At 68.3% G+C, this 18,849-nt stretch carries 21 protein-coding genes and 1 pseudogene; 11 read left to right on the top strand and 11 right to left on the bottom strand.

Annotated features, from left to right (window positions below; genetic code table 11):
- The first annotated feature begins 1 nt into the window (after window position 1).
- Window positions 2-964, top strand: coding sequence for an electron transfer flavoprotein subunit alpha/FixB family protein (locus tag ABZ904_RS32600; RefSeq protein ID WP_361827370.1), 963 nt, complete (start codon window positions 2-4; stop codon window positions 962-964).
- Here the strand turns inward: ABZ904_RS32600 and ABZ904_RS32595 are convergent.
- The 3 genes from ABZ904_RS32595 to ABZ904_RS32585 form a co-directional block, all read right to left on the bottom strand.
- Window positions 892-2,460, bottom strand: a complete 1,569-nt coding sequence (locus ABZ904_RS32595) for a hypothetical protein (RefSeq protein WP_361827367.1) — start codon at window positions 2,458-2,460, stop codon at window positions 892-894. The two genes, ABZ904_RS32600 and ABZ904_RS32595, sit on opposite strands and share 73 nt — an antisense overlap.
- 134 nt (window positions 2,461-2,594) lie before the next feature.
- Window positions 2,595-3,095 (bottom strand): group II intron maturase-specific domain-containing protein, encoded by a 501-nt coding sequence (locus ABZ904_RS32590; protein WP_359407033.1) that lies wholly within the window; start codon window positions 3,093-3,095, stop codon window positions 2,595-2,597.
- Entirely contained in the window at window positions 3,062-4,024 is a 963-nt protein-coding gene (locus ABZ904_RS32585; RefSeq protein WP_361827364.1) for a reverse transcriptase domain-containing protein, read from the bottom strand. The genes ABZ904_RS32590 and ABZ904_RS32585 overlap by 34 nt, the downstream gene beginning before the upstream one ends.
- A 41-nt stretch (window positions 4,025-4,065) precedes the next feature.
- Between ABZ904_RS32585 and ABZ904_RS32580 the strand changes: the two genes are divergently transcribed.
- A complete protein-coding gene (locus tag ABZ904_RS32580; RefSeq protein WP_359410205.1) occupies window positions 4,066-4,242 on the top strand; it encodes a hypothetical protein in 177 nt (58 codons plus the stop codon).
- Window positions 4,243-4,726: 484 nt separating this feature from the next.
- A pseudogene (locus ABZ904_RS32575) lies at window positions 4,727-5,509 on the top strand (transposase); the annotation flags it as partial.
- Window positions 5,510-5,784: 275 nt separating this feature from the next.
- Here ABZ904_RS32575 and ABZ904_RS32570 read toward each other — a convergent pair.
- A complete protein-coding gene (locus ABZ904_RS32570; RefSeq protein WP_359410206.1) occupies window positions 5,785-6,183 on the bottom strand; it encodes a hypothetical protein in 399 nt (132 codons plus the stop codon).
- Window positions 6,183-6,455, bottom strand: coding sequence for a hypothetical protein (locus tag ABZ904_RS32565; RefSeq protein ID WP_359410207.1), 273 nt, complete (start codon window positions 6,453-6,455; stop codon window positions 6,183-6,185). Before ABZ904_RS32565 ends, ABZ904_RS32570 begins: the two co-directional genes overlap by 1 nt.
- Before the next feature lie 308 nt (window positions 6,456-6,763).
- Between ABZ904_RS32565 and ABZ904_RS32560 the strand changes: the two genes are divergently transcribed.
- Window positions 6,764-7,069, top strand: a complete 306-nt coding sequence (locus ABZ904_RS32560; RefSeq protein ID WP_359410208.1) for a ketopantoate reductase C-terminal domain-containing protein — start codon at window positions 6,764-6,766, stop codon at window positions 7,067-7,069.
- 36 nt (window positions 7,070-7,105) lie between these two features.
- Here ABZ904_RS32560 and ABZ904_RS32555 read toward each other — a convergent pair whose 3' ends face one another.
- Together ABZ904_RS32555 and ABZ904_RS32550 are read right to left on the bottom strand one after the other, a co-directional pair.
- Window positions 7,106-7,765 (bottom strand): hypothetical protein, encoded by a 660-nt coding sequence (locus ABZ904_RS32555; protein WP_361004743.1) that lies wholly within the window; start codon window positions 7,763-7,765, stop codon window positions 7,106-7,108.
- On the bottom strand, window positions 7,762-8,274 hold the full coding sequence (locus tag ABZ904_RS32550; RefSeq protein WP_359410210.1) for a SigE family RNA polymerase sigma factor: 513 nt from the start codon (window positions 8,272-8,274) through the stop codon (window positions 7,762-7,764). Before ABZ904_RS32550 ends, ABZ904_RS32555 begins: the two co-directional genes overlap by 4 nt.
- A 695-nt stretch (window positions 8,275-8,969) precedes the next feature.
- Between ABZ904_RS32550 and ABZ904_RS32545 the strand changes: the two genes are divergently transcribed.
- Together ABZ904_RS32545 and ABZ904_RS32540 are read left to right on the top strand one after the other, a co-directional pair.
- Window positions 8,970-9,380: a hypothetical protein gene (locus ABZ904_RS32545; protein ID WP_359410211.1), complete on the top strand. Its 411-nt coding sequence runs from the start codon at window positions 8,970-8,972 to the stop codon at window positions 9,378-9,380.
- 108 nt (window positions 9,381-9,488) lie between these two features.
- Complete coding sequence (locus ABZ904_RS32540) at window positions 9,489-10,940, top strand: cytosine permease (RefSeq protein WP_361004746.1); 1,452 nt, start codon at window positions 9,489-9,491, stop codon at window positions 10,938-10,940.
- Window positions 10,941-11,378: 438 nt separating this feature from the next.
- Here the strand turns inward: ABZ904_RS32540 and ABZ904_RS32535 are convergent, their stop codons facing one another.
- Window positions 11,379-12,020: a hypothetical protein gene (locus tag ABZ904_RS32535; RefSeq protein ID WP_359410213.1), complete on the bottom strand. Its 642-nt coding sequence runs from the start codon at window positions 12,018-12,020 to the stop codon at window positions 11,379-11,381.
- Between the two features lie 411 nt (window positions 12,021-12,431).
- On the opposite strand from ABZ904_RS32535, the gene ABZ904_RS32530 reads away from it, so the two are divergent.
- The 5 genes from ABZ904_RS32530 (at window position 12,432) to ABZ904_RS32510 (ending at window position 16,798) form a co-directional block, all read left to right on the top strand.
- Window positions 12,432-13,361, top strand: coding sequence for an ABC transporter ATP-binding protein (locus tag ABZ904_RS32530; RefSeq protein WP_361827357.1), 930 nt, complete (start codon window positions 12,432-12,434; stop codon window positions 13,359-13,361).
- A complete protein-coding gene (locus tag ABZ904_RS32525) occupies window positions 13,342-14,286 on the top strand; it encodes an ABC transporter permease (RefSeq protein WP_361827354.1) in 945 nt (314 codons plus the stop codon). Before ABZ904_RS32530 ends, ABZ904_RS32525 begins: the two co-directional genes overlap by 20 nt.
- Window positions 14,283-15,470 (top strand): histidine kinase, encoded by a 1,188-nt coding sequence (locus tag ABZ904_RS32520; RefSeq protein WP_361827351.1) that lies wholly within the window; start codon window positions 14,283-14,285, stop codon window positions 15,468-15,470. Before ABZ904_RS32525 ends, ABZ904_RS32520 begins: the two co-directional genes overlap by 4 nt.
- Window positions 15,442-16,101 carry a response regulator transcription factor gene (locus ABZ904_RS32515; protein WP_361827348.1) on the top strand — a complete coding sequence of 220 codons (660 nt, stop codon included), beginning with the start codon at window positions 15,442-15,444 and terminating at the stop codon, window positions 16,099-16,101. The genes ABZ904_RS32520 and ABZ904_RS32515 overlap by 29 nt, the downstream gene beginning before the upstream one ends.
- Window positions 16,102-16,216: 115 nt before the next feature.
- On the top strand, window positions 16,217-16,798 hold the full coding sequence (locus ABZ904_RS32510; RefSeq protein ID WP_359410218.1) for a hypothetical protein: 582 nt from the start codon (window positions 16,217-16,219) through the stop codon (window positions 16,796-16,798).
- A gap of 235 nt (window positions 16,799-17,033) precedes the next feature.
- Here the strand turns inward: ABZ904_RS32510 and ABZ904_RS32505 are convergent, their stop codons facing one another.
- The 3 genes from ABZ904_RS32505 to ABZ904_RS32495 all read right to left on the bottom strand — a co-directional run bounded on the left by ABZ904_RS32505 (window position 17,034) and on the right by ABZ904_RS32495 (window position 18,611).
- Window positions 17,034-17,276, bottom strand: coding sequence for a hypothetical protein (locus ABZ904_RS32505; protein WP_359410219.1), 243 nt, complete (start codon window positions 17,274-17,276; stop codon window positions 17,034-17,036).
- 18 nt (window positions 17,277-17,294) lie between these two features.
- A complete protein-coding gene (locus ABZ904_RS32500) occupies window positions 17,295-17,513 on the bottom strand; it encodes a hypothetical protein (RefSeq protein ID WP_359410220.1) in 219 nt (72 codons plus the stop codon).
- A gap of 390 nt (window positions 17,514-17,903) precedes the next feature.
- A complete protein-coding gene (locus ABZ904_RS32495; protein ID WP_359410221.1) occupies window positions 17,904-18,611 on the bottom strand; it encodes a cation transporter in 708 nt (235 codons plus the stop codon).
- Window positions 18,612-18,849 lie beyond the last annotated feature (238 nt).

Here is an 18,849-nt window from a genome sequence, read left to right as displayed (position 1 = left end):
CATGACTGACATCCTCGTCTACGTCGACCACGTCGACGGAGCCGTGCGCAAACCCACCCTCGAGCTGCTCACGCTGGCCCGCCGCCTGGGCGAGCCGATCGCCGTGTATCTTGGCGTCGGCGCGCAGGCCGCCGCCAAGACCCTGGGCGACAACGGCGCGGTCAAGGTCCTCGTGCACGACGCCTCCGAGTACACCGAGTACCTGGTGGCCGCAAAGGTCGACGCGCTGCAGGCTGCCTGCGCCGCCGTGTCCCCGGCCGCGGTCCTGCTGCCTTCTTCGGCCGAGTCCAAGGAGATCGCCGGCCGCCTGGCGCTGCGCGTCGGCGCCGGCCTGATCACCGACGCCATCGACGTCGAGGCCGGCCCTGAGGGCCCGGTGACCACGCAGTCGGTGTTCGCCGCCGCTTTCACCACGCGCTCGCGTGTGACCCGGGACATCGCGGTCATCACCGTCAAGCCCAACTCGGCCCCGGTGGAGGCCGCCCCGGCCGCCGGCACGGTCGAGGAGCTGGCGGTGGTCTTCTCGGACCAGGCCATCGGCACCAGGATCACCGCGCGGACCCGGCGTGAGTCGACGGGACGCCCGGAGCTGACCGAGGCGGAGACCGTCGTCGCCGGCGGGCGCGGTGTCAACGGCGCGGAGAACTTCGGGATCATCGAGGCGCTGGCAGATTCGCTCGGTGCGGCGGTGGGCGCGTCGCGTGCGGCCGTCGATTCCGGCTGGTACCCGCACGCGCACCAGATCGGCCAGACGGGCAAGAGCGTGTCGCCGCAGCTGTACGTTGCGGCGGGTATCTCGGGCGCGATCCAGCACCGGGCCGGCATGCAGACCTCGAAGACGATCGTGGCGATCAACAAGGACGCCGAGGCACCGATCTTCGACCTGGCCGACTACGGCGTGGTCGGCGACCTGTTCGAGGTCGTGCCCCGTCTCACGGAGGAGATCCAGGCCCGTAAGGCCTGATCGCATCGAAACCCGCGCGCCGCTGGCCCTGTCCAACCGGAGCCGACGGCGCGGGTGTGTACGACACCAAGGGGGCGTCGATGGCGCAAGGTCCCGCCCCTGCGCGTGCGGTCGGTGGCCTTTGGTGCTGTCTCCCACTCCCGTGTCGACACTTGAGCGGGACGACCCGCCACCGATCCGGCCCCGGATGCGCGTGCTGCACAGTTCCAGGGCTTCGTCGAACCGGCGTGGTGGAGCGGCGCGTTGGCCGGGCTCCGGGTAGTCCCCGACCGCCTGCTGTCGCAATCGAGTTTTTCCTCCCTCGTCGGCGTGCCGTCAGGCGCGACAAGGAGGTGACCTCGGCGCCGTGCACGTGTGCAGGGGGTCGGGTGAATGCATGCGTGTGAATGTGCCGGGGCGCGATGCCACGTTTCTCGACGATGCGCATTCCCGCTCCCGAGAACACGACGAGGAGCTCCGGGCCGGGGGTCATCCTGCGTCGATGTGGCCGGGATCCCCGCGGTGGACACCTCACGGGTACAACGGAGTGTCAGGGTCTTCCAGGGCAGGCTCGTCTGGCCCGTGGGACAGGTCAGCTGGTGGGTGTCCCAGTCGGCGGCGAAGGCCGCCTTGCCGAAGGCCGGGTCCGGGGGCGCCTTGCGGCCGGACCCGGTGGGCAGCGGTCCGGTCAGCGTGACGCCGTGGGCCTGCCGGGCGTGGGCGATCCGGGCGGGCGTGGGGTAGGCGGCGTCCACCAGGTGCTCGCCGGGCAGAAGGTGCAGGTCGGCGAGGTCGGCGTGGATCTGGTCGAGGAGGGTGCCGTCCTGGACGGGGGCGATGGTGGCGGCGGCATGCACGACGACCTCCGGCAGGTCCGGGTCGCAGGCCTCCGTGAAATGTGCGCGGTACCCGCTCCACTTGGTGCCGTTCTTGACGCAGTAGTGCGCGTCGGTGTCGTAGGGGGAGTCGAAGCGCAAGCTGGCCGGGGGGAGTTCGTGGCCGTCGCGCCAGCGCAGCGAGCCGGTGGCATCCCAGTAGAAGTGGTGCGTCCACACCTGCCGGAGGATCTCGACCTGGCGCAGGCGGCGCAGCCGGGGCGGGGCCCCGGGTTCCCACAGCGCGGTCAGCAATCTGCGCCCGTCGTTGCCGAAGGTCTCGGCGAGCGCGACGACCCCGGCCGCGCCGCCGGGGACCTTGCGGATCTCCACGCGGTGCCCGTAGCGCTTGTCCCAGCCCGGTTCGATCAGCGGAGCCAGCCAGCCGGCGTCCTGGCGGGCGAGTTCTTCCAGTGCTGCGCGCATGCTCTCGCCGACCAACTCCAGGCGGCTGACGCGGCGTACCGCGGCCAGGACGTGGGTGGCGTCGGTGCGCTGCCTCCCCCGCGCCGCGAGGAGGCCGGCTTCCACCAGGCGTCGCAGCATCAGGTTCAAGACGCGTTCGGTGGCGTCCCCCGCGACGAGGCGGGCGCGGAACTCGCACAGCACCGAGTGGTCGAAGCCGGGATCGTCCAGGGCCACGCCGTGAAGTCGGCCCGGAGCGCGGTTCCGGCCTTTCGACCGGCCCGTTTCTCCGGACCGCTTCCCGCACCCGCCGTGCGCCTCTCAACGCAACGGGCGCTCCACAAGTCCCGCTCTGGGTTCCGCCCGATGTCTCATCCCGTGACCGGCCAGGGAGAGGGGATCACTGAACCCCGGTAACGGTAGCGCGTAGTGCGTACCTTCGCCGGGTTGAACAGTTCTCTCTCCTCGCTGGCCGGCCACCAGCCGCCACCGCAGAAGCGGCGTCGCAGCTGCTTCCAGTTCAGTCCCGGGTGTTTTCGCCGCAGCCAGAAGATGACCCGGCCCCAGGTGTAGGAGCTCAGGTACTGAAAGGCTGTGCTGGCCACCCCGGGCCGGAAGTAGGCGCACCAGCCCCGCAGCATCCGGTTGAGACAGATGAGCAGGGCATCGAATGGCAGGTCCGTGCCTGTCCTGCGGCACTGCGTCTTGACCTTGCCCGTGACGGCCTTGAGAGCCTTGCGAGTCGGATAAGTGTAGACGTAGTGCTTGTTGGTGCCTCGCTTGCGGTGACGCTGGATGCGCCATCCGAGAAAGTCGAGGCCATCGTCGATGTGGGTGATCAGGGTCTTCTCCTGCGACAGGCGCAGGCCCATCGTGGCGGGACCCCGGCGATCTCCTCGCGCAGTGCCTCCGCGTCGGCCTTGGTGCCCGACACGACCAAGCACCAGTCGTCCGCGTAGCGGACGAGCCGATAGTTCGGCAGCCCGCGACGACGGCGTTTCTGCCGGTCGTTGAAGGTACTTGCAGGCCCGCCCGGTCCCTGGACGATGTACTCGTCCAGGACGGACAGGGCCACGTTGCTGAGCAACGGCGAAAGAATCGACCCCTGCGGGGTTCCGGCACTGGTCTCCCGAAGTACCCGGTCCTCACCGAGGATTCCGGACTTCAAGAACGCCTTCACCAGAGCCAGGACACGCTTGTCTGCGATGCGTCTGCGGACCCGGTCCATCAGGGCCGGATGCGAGATCTCATCGAAACAGGCTTTGATGTCGCCCTCCACGACCCACTCATAGGAGTGAGAGGCGAGATGACGCACCTCGGCCACCGCGTCATGAGCCCGGTGGTTCGGACGGAACCCGTAGGAACACGGGAGGAACTCCGCCTCGAAAATCGGCTCCAGCACCAGCTTCAGGGACGCCTGCACCACCCGGTCCCGGACGGTGGCGATCCCCAGGCGGCGCTTCTTGCCGCCCGCCTTGGGAATCATGCGCTCCCGGACCGGTAGCGGGCAGAAACTGCGGTCCTTGATCGAGTTCCGCAGTCCGTCGAGGAAGTTCTCGACGCCCCGCACGGTCTCCACGTAGTAGGCGGTCTCACCGTCCACTCCGGCCGTGCGGGCTCCCTTGTTGCCCCGCACCCGAACCCACGCCACCAGGAGGAACGCGGGATCGGCAACGAGGTTGAACAGATCATCGAACCTGCGATGAGAATCCTCGCGGGCCCAACGGTGCAGCTTCGTCTGGATCTCCAGTACCCGGCGTTCCGCCCTCATCAGGACGTACTCCAGCTCGTCGGTATTCACCGGCGACACCCTCCTAGCCTTCCAGTCCTTCCACGGCTGACTTGCTGTCCTCCTTCGCCACGTATGCGCCTCTCGCGCGCTCCGACTACTACGAGGACTCCGCCACGACCCGGTGCCGTCAGCCGACGACGAACCTGCCCTCCATCCAGCTGGCTGCCGGACGGGAAGGGCGGCACCGGACCGCTTCCCACGTTCACCACCACCCGGTCGTCGAGTGAGCCGCCCAGCTGTGCCCCGGCAGCATCGCCATGCCTACGCCGCAGTTCTTCGGCATGGCCTCCTGATCGGCACTCTTAACCGACTTCGGAGACGCCACCAACGCAATCCCAGGTGGCGAGCACTGCACCCGGCCCAGATCTGCCAGATTCGAGCCGGTGGAAGTATTACGGGGCTTCAGACACTGGTTCCTCTCGTACGGCTTCTCGTCTTGCTCGCCGGACCCGCACCGTCTGGCAGTGCCGACACGTCCCGGCTTTATCAGGGCTGCTTGCCGCCCTCCCGCGCGTCTCCGCGTTCGGGCTACCCTCAGCTTCACCGACCTGCTGCGACAGGCCGGAGGCAGGTCCCTTTCATCCCTGCCCGGAGTGGTGGCGCCTCATGGCGCACCAGTGCGTACTTCCAGTCGATGCGGGTACGCACGGCCTCGCCGGCCAGCCGATCGGACAGGTGCTCGGCGAACTGCAGCACCGTGACCAGTGCCAACTGGGCCTGGATGCCGCCCTGGCCCAGATCCCCGGCGCCCACCGCCACGGCACCGACATCCTCATCCGCACCGACAGCGCCGGAGGCTCGAAAGCATTCCTGCACCGCATACGCGCCCTGCGCGACCAGGGCGTCCACGCTTCCTTCTCCGTCGGACACCCCGTCACCGAACCAGTCCGCCAAGCAATCCGAGCCCTGCCCGACCATGTCTGGCATCCCGCGCTGGAACAGGACGGCACCCTGCGCGAGGGGGCCGAGGTCGCCGAGCTGACCGGCATGGTGGACCTGGCCGGTTACCCCGACGGCACACGCATCCTCGTGCGGCGCGAGCGTCCGCATCCAGGCGCCCAGCTCTCCCTGTTCGACCTCGACGAAGGCATGCGCCATCAGGTCTTCCTCACCGACACCGCCTATGGCGAAGGCTCCCTGCAACTGCTGGAGGTCCGTCACCGCGCGCACGCCCGCGTCGAGGACCGCATCCGCTGCGGAAAGGCCACCGGCTTCGGCCGCTTCCCCTCCCGCCACTTCCACATCAACGCCGCCTGGCTCGAACTGGCTCTGACCGCCGTCGACCTACTCGCCTGGACCCAAACACTGCTGCTCGAAGGCGAGTTGGCCACCGCCGAACCGAAGAAGCTCCGCTACCCGCTGCTGCACGCCACCGCCCGCATCACCCGCGGAAGCCGCCGACTCCACCTGCGGATCTCCGCGACCTGGCCCTGGCGACACGAGCTGACCAGCGCATTCACCCGCCTCACAGCCCTGCCACGGCCGGCCACCTGAACCGCGGTACCCTCCCTGCCCACCCACGACCCGAGGAACCCTGGAGCACCCGACCCGAGCGTCGGGCCACAGCCCTGCCCGCACCGCGACCAGCACCCAAAATCACGAGTCCACCGCGATGAGCCCAACTCGGCCACCTCAAGCGAAACAGGGAGGCTAATACGCCAGGAGTTCGTCGCTTCCGTCAACCAGAAGCGCGATCGTACGGTATTCCGGGTGCGACGCGGCTCGGTGAGCTGCGGTCAGGGTCGTGCCCCCTGAAGCTGCCCCGCCGGCTAGTGGTCGGGGTGTACGGCCTGCACGCCGGTGCCCGCGTACGCCTTCGGCGTCAGGGTGAGCAAAAAACGTCCCGTCGGGAAGACGGCGGAGGGCCGGGCGGCGTGGATGGCGTGCACAGTGGCCCAGGAGTGGCCGAAACGCAGCAGAGCGGTGGCGGTGACCGCGGCGTCGGTGTCGAACGCCTCGATGGTGATGAACCGCAGCCCCTGGATGTAGCCGAGCAGCCCGGGGCGTTCGACGTCGCCGGCCGTCAGCGACAGTACCGGTGCGTACAGCGTCCCCAGCCCACCCGAGGCCTGCACGTAGAAAGCCGCGACCGCCTCGTTGAACGGATCCTTCGGGTCGTGCAGCGCCGTGGCGGTCGTGTGATCCAGGACGACCGGGATCGCCGCCACTACGCGGCCGCCTGGGGGCCCTGGGGCGCGCCCAGGCGCTGCAGGAGACCGCGGGCCTTGGCCTCGGCCTCCGGACTCGGCGCGCTGCCGAGGGCGGAAGCCAGCTCCGCCCGGGCCAGCTCGGCGCGCTCGGCGTACTCGGCTTGGGTGGGCGTGCCCTCCGCGAGCTCCTCGACCAGTCCCCGGATGGTCGTGCCGTGCTCGGCTGCCAGGACAGCCAGCCGGTCACGTGCGGCCGCGCTCACCTTGATACTCGTCTCGTCTGCTGCCATACCCCGACTCTACAACACTCCTCTACTGCCGGTAGAGGAACCTTGGAACCCGAGGAGCCGAGTCCCGTAGGAGAGCCAGAGCAGGCATGACTGAATCCCCCCACGGGAAGACCGCTACGCCCAGCGTCGGCAGCACCGGCCGGAGCCCCGGTCAATATTGCGTAGACCATCAGATGGGTCTGCTGGGCCGTTGCCCGGCGGCTACGGCTCGAGCCGAGGCGCTGAAGGCGGCCTGTGCGACGGCGTAGAGGACCTTTTGGGGCGGCGTCTTCCTGGGAGTGGACTACCTACTCCCAGGAAGACGCCGCGTGGTCGCGCCCGCCCGTACCGCCGCCCGCGCACCCACGCCGCGCCTGGGCATCGACGGTAGAAGCTCCCCGGTAATCCGGTCGGGAGTCAGCGAGCTGGCGCTCGCGGAGGCGACGGTGACGGAACGGGACCCGAAGCTGGCGTCCTCGTCCCTGTACCGGGACCTGCTGGTTGGCCGGCCGACAGAGGTCGAGCAGATCTTCGGGGACCTGGTGGGGAGGGCTCGGGCCCTGTCCGTACCGACACCGCGCTGGACGCGACGACGCTGCAACTGTGGGCGCACCAGCGGCCGGTTGAGCGGCTGAGGCCGGCCCGCAGCGGCGTGTCCCCTCCGCGCCCGCTCAGTTGTAGTGGTGTTCAGGCGGCGGCGTGGTGGTGCATGTCAGCGGCCCGTGCGCCGGGACGATCCGCTCCACCGAGCCGGGGTTCATATGGACCGAGGCCAGCTGCGCGGCGTTGAGGTAGCCGATGAACAGCTGCTTCCCAGTCGGCATCGCGGCCGGGATGAAGGTGAATGTCACCCTGCCATCGTGGCCCTTCTCGCCCTTCATCACGTTCGTGACCCCGGGACCGGACCCGCTGGGACTCAGCTTCCCGTCGTCGTGCGGCCCCTTGCAGAACACACCCTCCTTGATCAGGACCGGGAACCCGGCCTTGCGCAGCGCCTTCTCCAGCCCTGCGTGGTCGCTGAAATACGCGGCCTTGTCCCAGGTGGCGACGACGGTGCCGTCCTTCTTGGTGTCGACGGTGTACGCGGCCGTCTGGACGTGCACCGACCCCGCGCCGGTGCTGTCGTCGGCCGACGGTGGAGCCGTCGAAGGGTTGCTCAGCGCGGGCACCCCGATAGCGAGGGCCGCGGCGGCCGCGACCCCGGCCGTGCCGACGAGGCGCCGCCGATTGCGACGGGCGCGGCCGGCCGCCTCGATCCGCTCCACCGGTGTGGACATGGTGATGTCGTCGAGGGAATCCCTCAGTGCGTTGAGTACCTCGTGCTCGCTCATGGTCCGACCTCCTGGTCGTTGGCGGTGCCGTCATCGACGGTGACGAGTTGGCCGCGCAACGCCGAGACGGCTCGCGACAAATGGGCGGTGACGGTTCCCTCCGCGATCCCCAGCACCTTGGCCGTGGCCCTGGTGTCGAGGTCGAGGAAGACCCGCAGCGCGATCACTTCCCGCTGCCGCTGCGGCAGTTGACGCAGCACGGTGAGCAGACCGGGGTCCAGTCCAGGCTCGGCCTCCCGCGGATCGGGCACATCAGGCGCGCCGTCCTCCAGCGCGACCTCCTTCCGTCTCCGCCGCCACAACGACACCCGGGCGTTCAACGCCGTGCGCACGATCCATGCGCGCGGCGCCGGGTGCCGGCTGACCTTCGGCCAGGACACCCAGGCCCGCGTGAACGCCTCGGCGACCAGATCCTCGGCGAGCTGCCGATCGCCCACACTCGCCAGGACCGCCCTCAGGCAGACGTCCTGGCTGGCTCGGTAGAACTCCTTGAACTCCAACTGCTTCACACCCCCTATACGCCGCAGCGCCCTCACACACTTACCTACCCGCCCCGCAAGTAATTGACTGGGGGCCGTCCGGCCCCGCCAGGCGTCGGATCCCACCACCGGAGGTTCCCGCAGTCATGAATAACGCGTACACGCTCTATTACAAGGTCGTCTGCTTTCCGAGAGTCTCTGATCGGCATGCCCTGGATGGCGAAAAGCTGGAGAAGGTCCTCAACAAGCACGGTTGGAGGACCTGGTCACTGCTGAGCCCTTGGAGAGGGCCTTGATCTGTCAGGACGAGAAGATGCCGTCGATGGTCGGGGAGTACCGCATCGGACCTCGTAACTGCGCGGGCGGCATGGGGCTCGCCTATCTGGCTGTGTCGCCGTCGGGCCGACGGGTCGCCCTCAAGAACATCCGCGGGGAGTGCGTGGACGACGCCGGTCCCTGCTGCAATAGCCCAGCATGGAGATAGAGCCCGGCATGGAGATAGTACGTATGGGCTAAGCCAGTTGTGTCTCTTGAGTGATGTCTTTAGTTCGAGGTGAGCTTTAGGGGCGGCGCACGTGGTGATGTCGGGGGTGTACTGCAGAGTGAGCCGCTGGGAGCTCGTGGGGGGATGCCATAGGGCTTCATCGGTGTCCCGGTGGTGGTGTCAGGCGGTTCAGGATGCGGCTGGTTGTCAGCCTGTCTAGCAGTTCTGCGGTCTGGTGGGGGTGGCCGCACAGGCGGGCGAGGAGATCCATGTCGGCTTGGTGGTGGCCCTGGGCGGAGGTGTGCGTGGCGAGCAGGGGTGCAGGGAGACCGATCGCGGGGGAGAGGCCGTAGAGGGCGGCCAGGAGGCTGGCGGTGGCCAGGGAGTGGCCCTGTGCCTGCGCGGTCGGCAGAGAGCGCTACGACCTGAGCGACGGACCCGCCGCAAGGGCCTCGACGAGCTCGCACAGCACCTGCTGGTGTCCGTACGCCGACGCTCCTTGCACCAGGGCTTGTTCAAGGACCACTTCCGCACCCGGAACGTCTACGAGTTCGAGCCCGAGGACCTGGGCGGCACGCGGCCCCGGGCGCTGCTCGCCCTCGACGTCCTCGTGATCCTTCTGGTGCCGGCCGGCGGGGGAGCGGTCGGCTAGGGGAGGCGACCGGCAAAGTCCTGGCACAGCGTGCGCCGGGCGCACTTGAGCGGCCGCCTGTGGGGAATGACTGCGACCACAGGGGTGGATCAGTACGCGGGAGGCGCCGTGAGCACATCGACAGGGCCGAGGGTGTCGGGCCTGGAGGTCCGTTCCATCGACTATGTTCCGCTGGACGAGCGGCACGGCAGGCTGTGGCATCTGGGTCCTTTGTGGTTCATGTCGAACGCGCAGATCGCCACGCTGGCGGTGGGGCTCATCGGCATCACCGGGGGCGGCAATCTGATCTGGTCGCTCATTGCGATCGTGGCCGGCACCGTGATCGGCACCTTCTTCATGGCCTTCCACTCGGCTCAGGGGCCGCAGTTGGGACTGCCGCAGATGATCCAGTCACGCCCCCAGTTCGGCTACGTCGGTGCCCTGCTGGTGTGGCTGTTCGCCTATGTGCAGTACGCGGGGTTCAACGTCTTCAACACGATCCTCGCCGGTCAAGCCCTGCACACCACGGTCCATGGTGGCGTCAAGCTCTGGGTGGTCGTGGTCACCGTGGTCGCCTTCGCCGTCGCGCTGGTGGGCTACGACATCATCCACCGGGCCGAGCGGGTCCTGACCTACCTCTTTCTGGTCGTCTTCGGCGTCTTCACGGTGGGTGTCCTGCTGACCCTGCACTACCCGCCGGGCTCCTTCGACCTCGGCGGCTTCGCGTGGACCCCCTTCCTCGCCCAGTTCGGCGTGGTCGCCGGCTACCAGATCAGCTGGGCCATCTACGTCTCGGACTACTCGCGCTACCTGCCCCCCGACGTGACGGTCGCCAAGACGTTCTACTGGACCTACTTCGGGTCGGGGCTCGGCGGCGTCTGGCTGATGACGCTGGGGGCGCTGCTGGCAGCCTGGGCCGGAAAGGACTTCGACACGATCCGCTCGATCAACGCCGCGGGGGATGGGGTGTTCGACGGCTTCGGTGCGATCGTGCTGCTGTTTGCCGCCCTGGGCCTGGTGTCCGTCACCGCGCTCAACATGTACGGCGGATCGCTGACCCTCATCAGCGCCGTCGACTCGTTTACGAGAGTGCGCCCCACGCTGGCTCTGCGGCTGGTGACCATCGGGCTGACGGCGGCGCTCTCGCTGGTTGGTGCGCTGGCCGCGACGTCGCACTTCCTGGAGAACTTCAACAACTTCTTGCTGCTGGTGCTGTACTTGTTCATCCCGTGGACCGCGGTGAACCTCATGGACTACTACGTCGTGCGCCGCGGGCACTACGCCATTGCCGAGATCTTCAATCCGCGTGGGATCTACGGGCGATGGGGCTGGCATGGCATCACCGCATACCTGGTGGGGTTCGCCGTCATGGTGCCGTTCTTCTCTGTCGGCACCCTTTACGTCGGACCCGTCGCGCGCGCCCTGGGCGGTGCCGACATCTCCTTGTTCGTCGGGCTGCCGGTCTCCGCGCTGCTCTACTGGCTGCTGACTCGCTCGATCGACGTGCAGGCCGAAGAACGGCTTGCCGAGGCCGAGGCCGAGGCGCTGGAGCAGGCGGCCCACGAGCACCGTGAACCTTGACCGCCCCATACCGTGAACCCTGACCGGCCACGCGCCGCGGTCCGGCGCCTTCGATGCAGCACGGTCGCGATGCTGTGACCGACGGCACGGTGGGCGCCGGCCCGTGTAGTGCCCCAGGGGCTTTGTCCGGCCTGAAGCGCCCCGTCGGTTCGGTTGCAGCACGAAGCGGTGCTGGGCCTGCAGGTGAGGCGCAACGAGGACGGTCCGGTCGCGCACGGGGCCTGCCGGCCGTTTGGTGAACCGCACGACCAACGCTTCCTTCGTGCCGAAAACCCTGTGGGGGCTGGTTCGGCGCACGAGTCTCGCGGGCACCGGCGCCGTGTTTGCGGTGGCTTCGTGTCTGGTCCGCGGATGGCGCTGACGGCCGGTCCGGGCGGGGCTCGCCGGCGCCGCCTCGCTCGCCACCGGGCTGCTGACCTCCGGCGCAACCAACTGGCCCTACTCGGCCTGGGGCTCCTCGTCGGCCGGGGTGCCCGTCTGCTCGGCCGTGTGGGGGGCGGTGTAGTAGACGGATGCGCCCTGCTTGTTGCGCTGGGCGTGGTTCTTGGCGACTAGGCCTTCCAGGGTGGTGCGCACGACGGTGATCTTGATGTTGCGCTCAGGGTTGGCCGTGTCGAGTGCGGTGGCGACGTCCGCTGCGGAGCGCGGTTCGCTCTGTCGGGTGAGATGACGGCGGACGAGTTCCACCAGTGTGGGCTGAGACGTCTTCGCGTCCGCTGTCTTGTTCACGGGCTTCTTGGCGGCCGACTTCTTGGTTGCGGTGCTCCCTTGCGGGTCGGTGGCCTTCTTCGCGCGCGTCCGCTTGCCAGATTCCAGGTTATCGGAGGTCTTCTTGCGGGGCGTGGGCACCGTGGTGCTGTGAGGGGCGGCATGCTGCATGGGTGCCGGTGAAATGCCCAGTACTTGCTGCACGTTGATCAGCACGGAGTGGTCGTGCCGCAGGGCGGCCAGTTGCTCCTGGAGTGCGGTGATGTCCGCGCTGATGCGTTCCTGCTCCTTCATATTGCGTTCGAGGTCGCTGGTCACCTGCGCCGCGTACTGCGACGTCAGTTCCGTGGCGGCCGTCGTGCTCTGTGACATGGGGGGTTACCTTTCTTCGGTTTCCTGACCGGGCGTCTCAGTCTCTATGGCGCAGGCGCAAAGAGCCCAGCGCATGTGCCTTCGGGCCGGTGTCCGACTGGCGAAGCAGTAACTGCGGAGAATAGCCCGGATGAGCAATAGTACGGGCGAGGGAAGCCTGTTGTTCCACTCACGTCATGTCTTCCCCGTCAGCGGGTGCTTGCGAGGAACCCTGGGGCGTTCACGCCCGGGAGGAATCGCAACCTCGGGTGGGCGGTGCGGAGCACCGCGGTACAAGATCCATTGCCGCGTGTGTCCCATCGCGGGGCATCTCAATATGCCGGTGCCTGACCTGGCCTCGTCGTATCGACGAGGCCGAACTCGTCTCTGCGCTGACGACATGACGGTCCCGGCAGCCTAGCGTCTTCCGCCATGGATTACGCAATTCGCTGTGCGGGTCTGACCAAGCGGTACGGGTCAAGGCTTGCGGTGCACGGCCTGAATCTGGCGGTGGAGCCCGGCCAGGTATTCGGCTTTCTGGGGCCCAACGGATCCGGCAAGACCACGACTATGCGGATGCTGCTGGGCCTGGTGCGTCCGACGTCCGGCCAAGCATGGATCCACGGCCGGCCGCTGCCCGACCCAGTCGGCCTGGCCGAGATCGGGGCCATGATCGAGGAACCGGGCTTTCACCCCTGGGCGACGGGCCGGCAGAACCTGGAACTTTTGGCGCTGAGCGGCCCACCGCTCAGGCAACGAGAGGCTGTTCGGGTCGCCCTCGACCGGGTCGGCCTAGCGTCCGACGCCAGTCGGCGGGTGCGGACCTATTCACAGGGCATGCGGCAGCGGCTCGGTCTCGCCGCTGCACTCCTGCGGCAGCCGTCACTGCTCATCCTGGACGAACCCATCAACGGTCTGGACCCGGTCGGCATCCAGGAGATGCGGACCTTGCTGGGCGAACTCGCGGACGTCGGGACCACCGTTTTCCTCTCCAGCCACCTGCTGTCGGAGATCGAGCAGGTCTGTGACCGGGTCGCCGTGCTGCACGCTGGACAACTGGTAGAGGAGGGCTCGGTGGCCGACCTTGCCGCGCAACACGCCATGGTCCGGGTCACCCTGGGCCCCGACGAGCTACCGCACGCCCAGCAGGTCCTGACGGGGTGGCAGACGCACGTGAGCGGTCCGGACGCGCTTTTGGTCGAGCAGGCCGACCCACGGGCGGTGAACCAGGCCCTGGGCCGATCAGGCCTGTGGGCGCGCGAGATACGCCGCGAGCGCGCCACGCTCGAGAACCGCTTCCTGCACCTGACCTCCGAATGCCGGTCACCGAAGGATTCCGATGATGCGCCTGCTGCACGCTGAACTCCGCAAGCTCCACCGCCCCCTGCTGTGGTGCTGCGCGCTCGGTTTCGTAGTTTTCATCCTGTTCCTCGCCGTCGGCGGCGCGAGCAACGCCGAAGAGTACGTCCGGCCCGCCGCGATCCCCAGTTGCACGGCGATGCATCTGCCGGCAGACGTCTCCTGTGCAGAGGCTGAGCGAACCGAACGGCTGCGGGACCGGCAGGCACAGCCGGCGAGGCTCGCCAGTGCGCGGCATGCCGCTGAGCGGCTCAGCCCGTCCGGTGCGGGCGCCGAGGCCGCCGGCCTGATGGCCTCGCTACCCGGAGTGCTGGTGGTCTCGCTGCTGGTCGGCGGCCATGTGGGCGCAGAGTGGTCGGGGCATACTCTCAAGTCCCTGCTCACGCAGTGCGGTCACCGCGGACAGGTGCTCGCAGCCAAGTGGGCGAGCGTCTGGCTGGCCTCCGTCGCGGTGATGGCCGCGGGCTGGGTGGTCTTTGCCGTTGCCGGGCCGATCGCGGCGCACGCCTATGGCCTTCCCGCCGCGCACGCCTCCCTGACCCACTCGATAGGGCAGTTCTGCCGCGCAGGGCTGGTGCTGGCCGTGATCACCTCAGTGGGCTTGCTGGCGTCGGTGCTCACCCGCAGCGCGGTCGGCGCTCTAGGCACGTGTTCGGGAGTGTTTCTGGGGCTGCTGGCCACCGCCTCGCTGCCGGGGCTGGGCCGATGGACACCTGCGACGTGGGTGCAGAACTGGATGGGTTTTGGCGCCGGTCAGCAATCGATCACCACGGTCCCGGACAACTTCTGGTCGCGGTTCTTCGACGCTTCGGGGAACACGCCGACCCACCTGGGGATCGATGTGGAAGGCGCTGCCCTGGCCGGGCTGGCAGCCGCGTGCATGGTGAGCGCCGTAGTCGTCTTCCGCCGCAGTGACATCCTCGGATGACCGCCACGGGCCCGGCCGTGCGCACCTACGCTGGCAGCATGCGGATGTCGCCTAGGAGGGCCGACCACTTGGTCACGGTCGTTCTGGTGCTGTGGTCGCTGCCCGACGTGCCCTGGTGGTGGCGGCCTCCGGGGCACTCCGCGGACACGTTGGTGGTCGTCGGCTATCTGCTGCTGGCCCTGGCCCAGTCGGTGCCGTTCCTGTGGCGGCGTCGGATTCCCCTGACGCTGTGGGGGATCACCATCGGCGCCTATCTGCTGCGCGGAGCGCTGCACCAGCATCAGGTCGCCGCGGGCGCGGCGGTACTGGTTGCGGCGTACGGGGTTGGCGCCCACGGTGCGCACCGGCGCATTGCGCAGACGCTGGGCGCGCTGTCGCTTGCGGCGGCGGCGGGCATCGGGTTGTTCGACAACTATCACCGGATGAACGGGGCCTTTTGGGCGCTCCTGGGGGCGGCGTTCCTCATTGGTGACGCGGCAACCGCCCGGCGGCACGAGGCGGCATCCGCCGCCGAAGCCGCGCATCTGGCCGAGCGTGCCCGCATCGCACGCGAACTGCACGATGTACTGGTTCACCAGCTTTCCGCCATCACCGTGCAGGCCGCGGTCGCCCGCATTACCCCGTCGGCGGACCAGGGCGCGGCACTGTCCGCAGTGGAACAGCTCGGACGGGAGGCCCTGACCGAACTCGGCCACCTTCTCGGCGCCCTGCGCCGGGATGACTCTCACGCACCCGATCGCCGCCCCGCTCCATCGCTCGCCGAGCTGGAAGAACTCGTTGCCGGGGCACGCGCCCGCGGGATGCGGGTCGAACTCGCGATCGGCGGATCCATCCCGCGGCCGTTGACCCCCGGCTTGGAGCTCTCGATCTACCGCATCGCCCAGGAGGCCCTGAGTAACGCGGCCCGCCACGCACCCGGCGCCCCGGTGCGGATCGCGCTCGGATACCAAACCGGCCAGCTGGAACTCTCCGTCGTCAACGAGCCGCCACAGACCGAGGCCCCCGCGACCCCGAACGGCGGCCGCGGTTTGCGCGGCATCCGCGAGCGGGTGGACCTCTACGGTGGATACATGGGCGCCGGTCCCACGCCGGACGGCGGCTTCGCCGTGACTGCCGCCCTCCCCTATCCCGATCAGGCCGCAGCGAGGTACACCGATGACGGTCAGCATCCTGCTCGCCGATGACCAGGCGATGATCCGCACCGCGCTCGCTTCCCTGCTCGAGGCCCAATCCGAATTCTCCGTGGTCGGCCAGGCAGCGGACGGCAGAGAGGCCGTGGCACTGGCCCGGGAGCTGAGACCGCAGGTCGTCCTCATGGACATCCGGATGCCCCGCATGGACGGCTTGGAGGCGACCAGGCATATCCTCAGCGAGCCGACCAACGCCCGCGTCGTCATGCTCACCACCTACGACCTGGACGAGTACGTGTACGACGCACTCCGGGCCGGGGCCAGCGGCTTCCTCCTCAAACACGCGCCCCCAGAGGAACTGATCATGGGAGTGCGCGCGGCAGCGGACGGCGGGGCCCTCGTGTCACCGACAATCACCAAACGCCTGCTCAAAGCGTTTACCCACCCTCCGCCACGGCCTGTCCCACAGCCCACCGTGCTCGACCAGCTGACCGCGCGCGAGCGCGAAGTCTTCGGGCTGCTTGTCCGTGGCCACACCAACGCGGAGATCGCCCGCACCCTGTTCATCGCCGAGACCACGGTCAAAACGCACGTCAACCACGCCCTCGACAAACTCGCCCTACGCGATCGCGTCCACGCTGTCCTGTTCGCATACCAGCACGGCCTCCTAGAGGTGCCTTACTGATCGATTCAGCATGACTTGTAGCGGTAGCGGATGCAGTGGGGCCTCTGTCGCGTTCGTAGACCAACGGGTCGGGCTTGAGCCCAGCATGTCGGCGGCCCGGGCTATCGTCCACGTCATGGCCTCAAGCGATCAGCTGCTCCATCTGATTCAGAACACGCCAGACGTCCAGGAACTGCTGCGGGCATCCTTCGGGTTCGACATCGAACGGAAGCAGTGCGGTGATGGCTTGAGGCTTGCCTCGGGGGCGCCGCTGGAGGCGATTGCAGGGGATTTTTCCGGTGGGGCGTACTTCCTGTGCACGGAGGAAGGCGGCCGCCGGCCCGTGGTGTTCGCGAACTCCGAAGGGGAAGGCGGGCTGATCGCCGACGACCTTGCGGGCGCGCTGGAGGTCATCATCGGGCTGGAATGGCAGGACTGTCTTCGCTTTTCCGGCAGCGGCGATGTGAAGGTCATGCAGGCCACCGCCCAGCATCTCGAAAGGCACCTGGCCAAAGACAATCCGGAGATCGCCGAGAAACGTGAACGCGTGGCTGCGGCGCTGGCCCTGAGTGCCCTGCCTGTCACCGACCTAGTCATCCGTTTGCAGAGGGCGGCCGCAAAGACCGAGCCTGGCTTCGTGGTGATGACCGAGGATGGAGAACTCTACGACCCGCCGTTCGGCGAGTACTCGGAACCTCGCTGCGGCGGCTGGCGTTGAACCGGACGGATCTCCGCTTGCCCCTGCGCCGATCTTGGCCGGTTCGGGATGGCGTCTGACGGCATGTCCGGGCAGACTCTGCGGCCGTGTCCAGTGACCTCGTGCCTGATGACCTCTGGGAGTGCACAGCTCCGCTGCTTCCAATCCGGCCTGCTCCGACGCCATCGGAACCGTTCCCAACCCCGTGCGTCTGCCGGTATCGGACCGCGTGGCGCTGGCCCGCATTATCTACGTGTTACGCAAGGGAGTGGCCTGGCGCGACATGCCCGCCCAGGTCGGCCGCTGCGTACCGCTGTCCCTTCTCGGGAGTGGGGATGATGCCGGCGGATGCCAGCGCGGGCGTCCATGCCTGGTCCTTGAAGGCCTGACTCCACATGGCAGCGTCGATGCCGCTCGTGAAGACGAGTGGGTGCGTGATCCTGGGGCCGGTCGGGGTCAGCCAGGGCAAGGTCACGTCGACCGACGGGAAGCGCGCCATGTGCTCACGGAGCGCTGCCTACACCTCAGGGTCGAGAGGCACGTCACGGAGCTTGCCGCGCTTGGGCGGGGCGAAGACCAGCGTTCCGTGCACCTTCTTGACCTGCTGGCGGACGTACAGCCAGCCGAGATCGCTGATGTTGTTGAGGGCCAGGCCGAAGATCTCACCCTGTCGCAGCCCGCACCCGGCGCCCAGGTCGACGATGGCTCGGTACCGCTCGGGCAGCCCAGCGCGCACGCCGAATACCTGATCAAGGGACCACGGGTGGACGCGTGCGGGCGCGGAACGAGAGGCCTTGACCGGATCGGGCCCGGGAGGGGTCGGAGGCCAGCAGACGGTCATCCACGGTCGCGTTCAGTACGGAGGACACGGCGTCGAAGATGAGCCGTCGGTACTACGGTGAGGCCACGACCTCTTCGAGTTGGCGGTCCCAGTCACGGATGTGCTCGGGTTGGAAGGACCCGGTAGGACGAGGGCCGAGGTATGGCATAGCGTGGAGGCGCAGCCTGCCTTTCACCGCGGCCGGCTGGTGAGGTCGGTCGTGGCGCCGACCGCGGTGCTGTTTACCGACCCGTTAACACTCCAGTTCCCGAGGAGCGGGCGGAGGCGGCCGGGCTCGGGGCGCACTCATCGCTCGCCGACGAAGATCTCTTTCACCTCGCGCACCGCGTAATGGACAAGCACGTACCCGGCCAGCGGGTCGGCCCACCACCAACCGAGCGCGCTGTTCAGCACCAACCCCATCAGGACACCGGTGGCGAGCAAACCGTCGATCAGGGTCACCCGGCCTTCGGTCTTGAGCACCGGGTTGTCAAGGGCCGCCCCAGTGCGGGCCTTGCCTGCGGCCAGCGCGAACATTACGGCCGCCGTCACCGCTGTCCACACGATGCCCAGGGGCGAGTGGTGCGGGTGGAAGCCGGTCGCCAACACGAAGGTGGACTGCACCAGCAGGTAGACGGCCAGCAGCGCGAAGCCGACGCCGATCAGACGCAGCGCCCGGCGCTGACGCTCCTCTCCAGTGCCGCTCAGCTCCCAGACCACGACCGTCGACGCACCGATCTCGATCAAGGAGTCCAGGCCGAACCCGGCCAGTGCGACCGACCGAGCGGAGATCGCGGCCACCGCGAGTACTACGATGCCGATCACGTTCCAGCCGAGCGTGGTGTATTCCAGGGCGAAACCTCGGTGGAGCAGGTTCGCTCGAGCAGTTTCGTTCGAGGTCATCACCGCGCGAGTCTCGCAGACCGGGTGGGTGGCCCCCGGACCCGTCACGGCCGACGCCAGCTGCAGGGCACAGGTGTGGCAGGGGGCTTGCAGCTCAACGCTGCCGCTCACAGTGCCGTGCACCTTCACGCAGATGCCCACGCCTCCGAATGGGACTGCGTGACGTAACGAGAGGGCTCACGGTGATCCTGCAGTTTGTCGGAAGCCTGCCGGAGCCGCTCATCGCTCCGGCGACAGCGGACGGTTAGGGGGCACCGCGCCCGTGGCGTGCCCGTTCGACAGGTACGCCAGGGGCGAGGGAGCACCGGAGCGCTCCATGAACGGGCCGGTCGGCGTTCTCCCACGTCAG

This window comes from Streptomyces sp. NPDC046900 (assembly GCF_040644975.1).
Taxonomy (GTDB): Bacteria; Actinomycetota; Actinomycetes; order Streptomycetales; family Streptomycetaceae; genus Streptomyces.
Note: the sequence above shows the minus strand (reverse complement) of the source record. Positions and strands in the feature narration are given on the sequence as shown.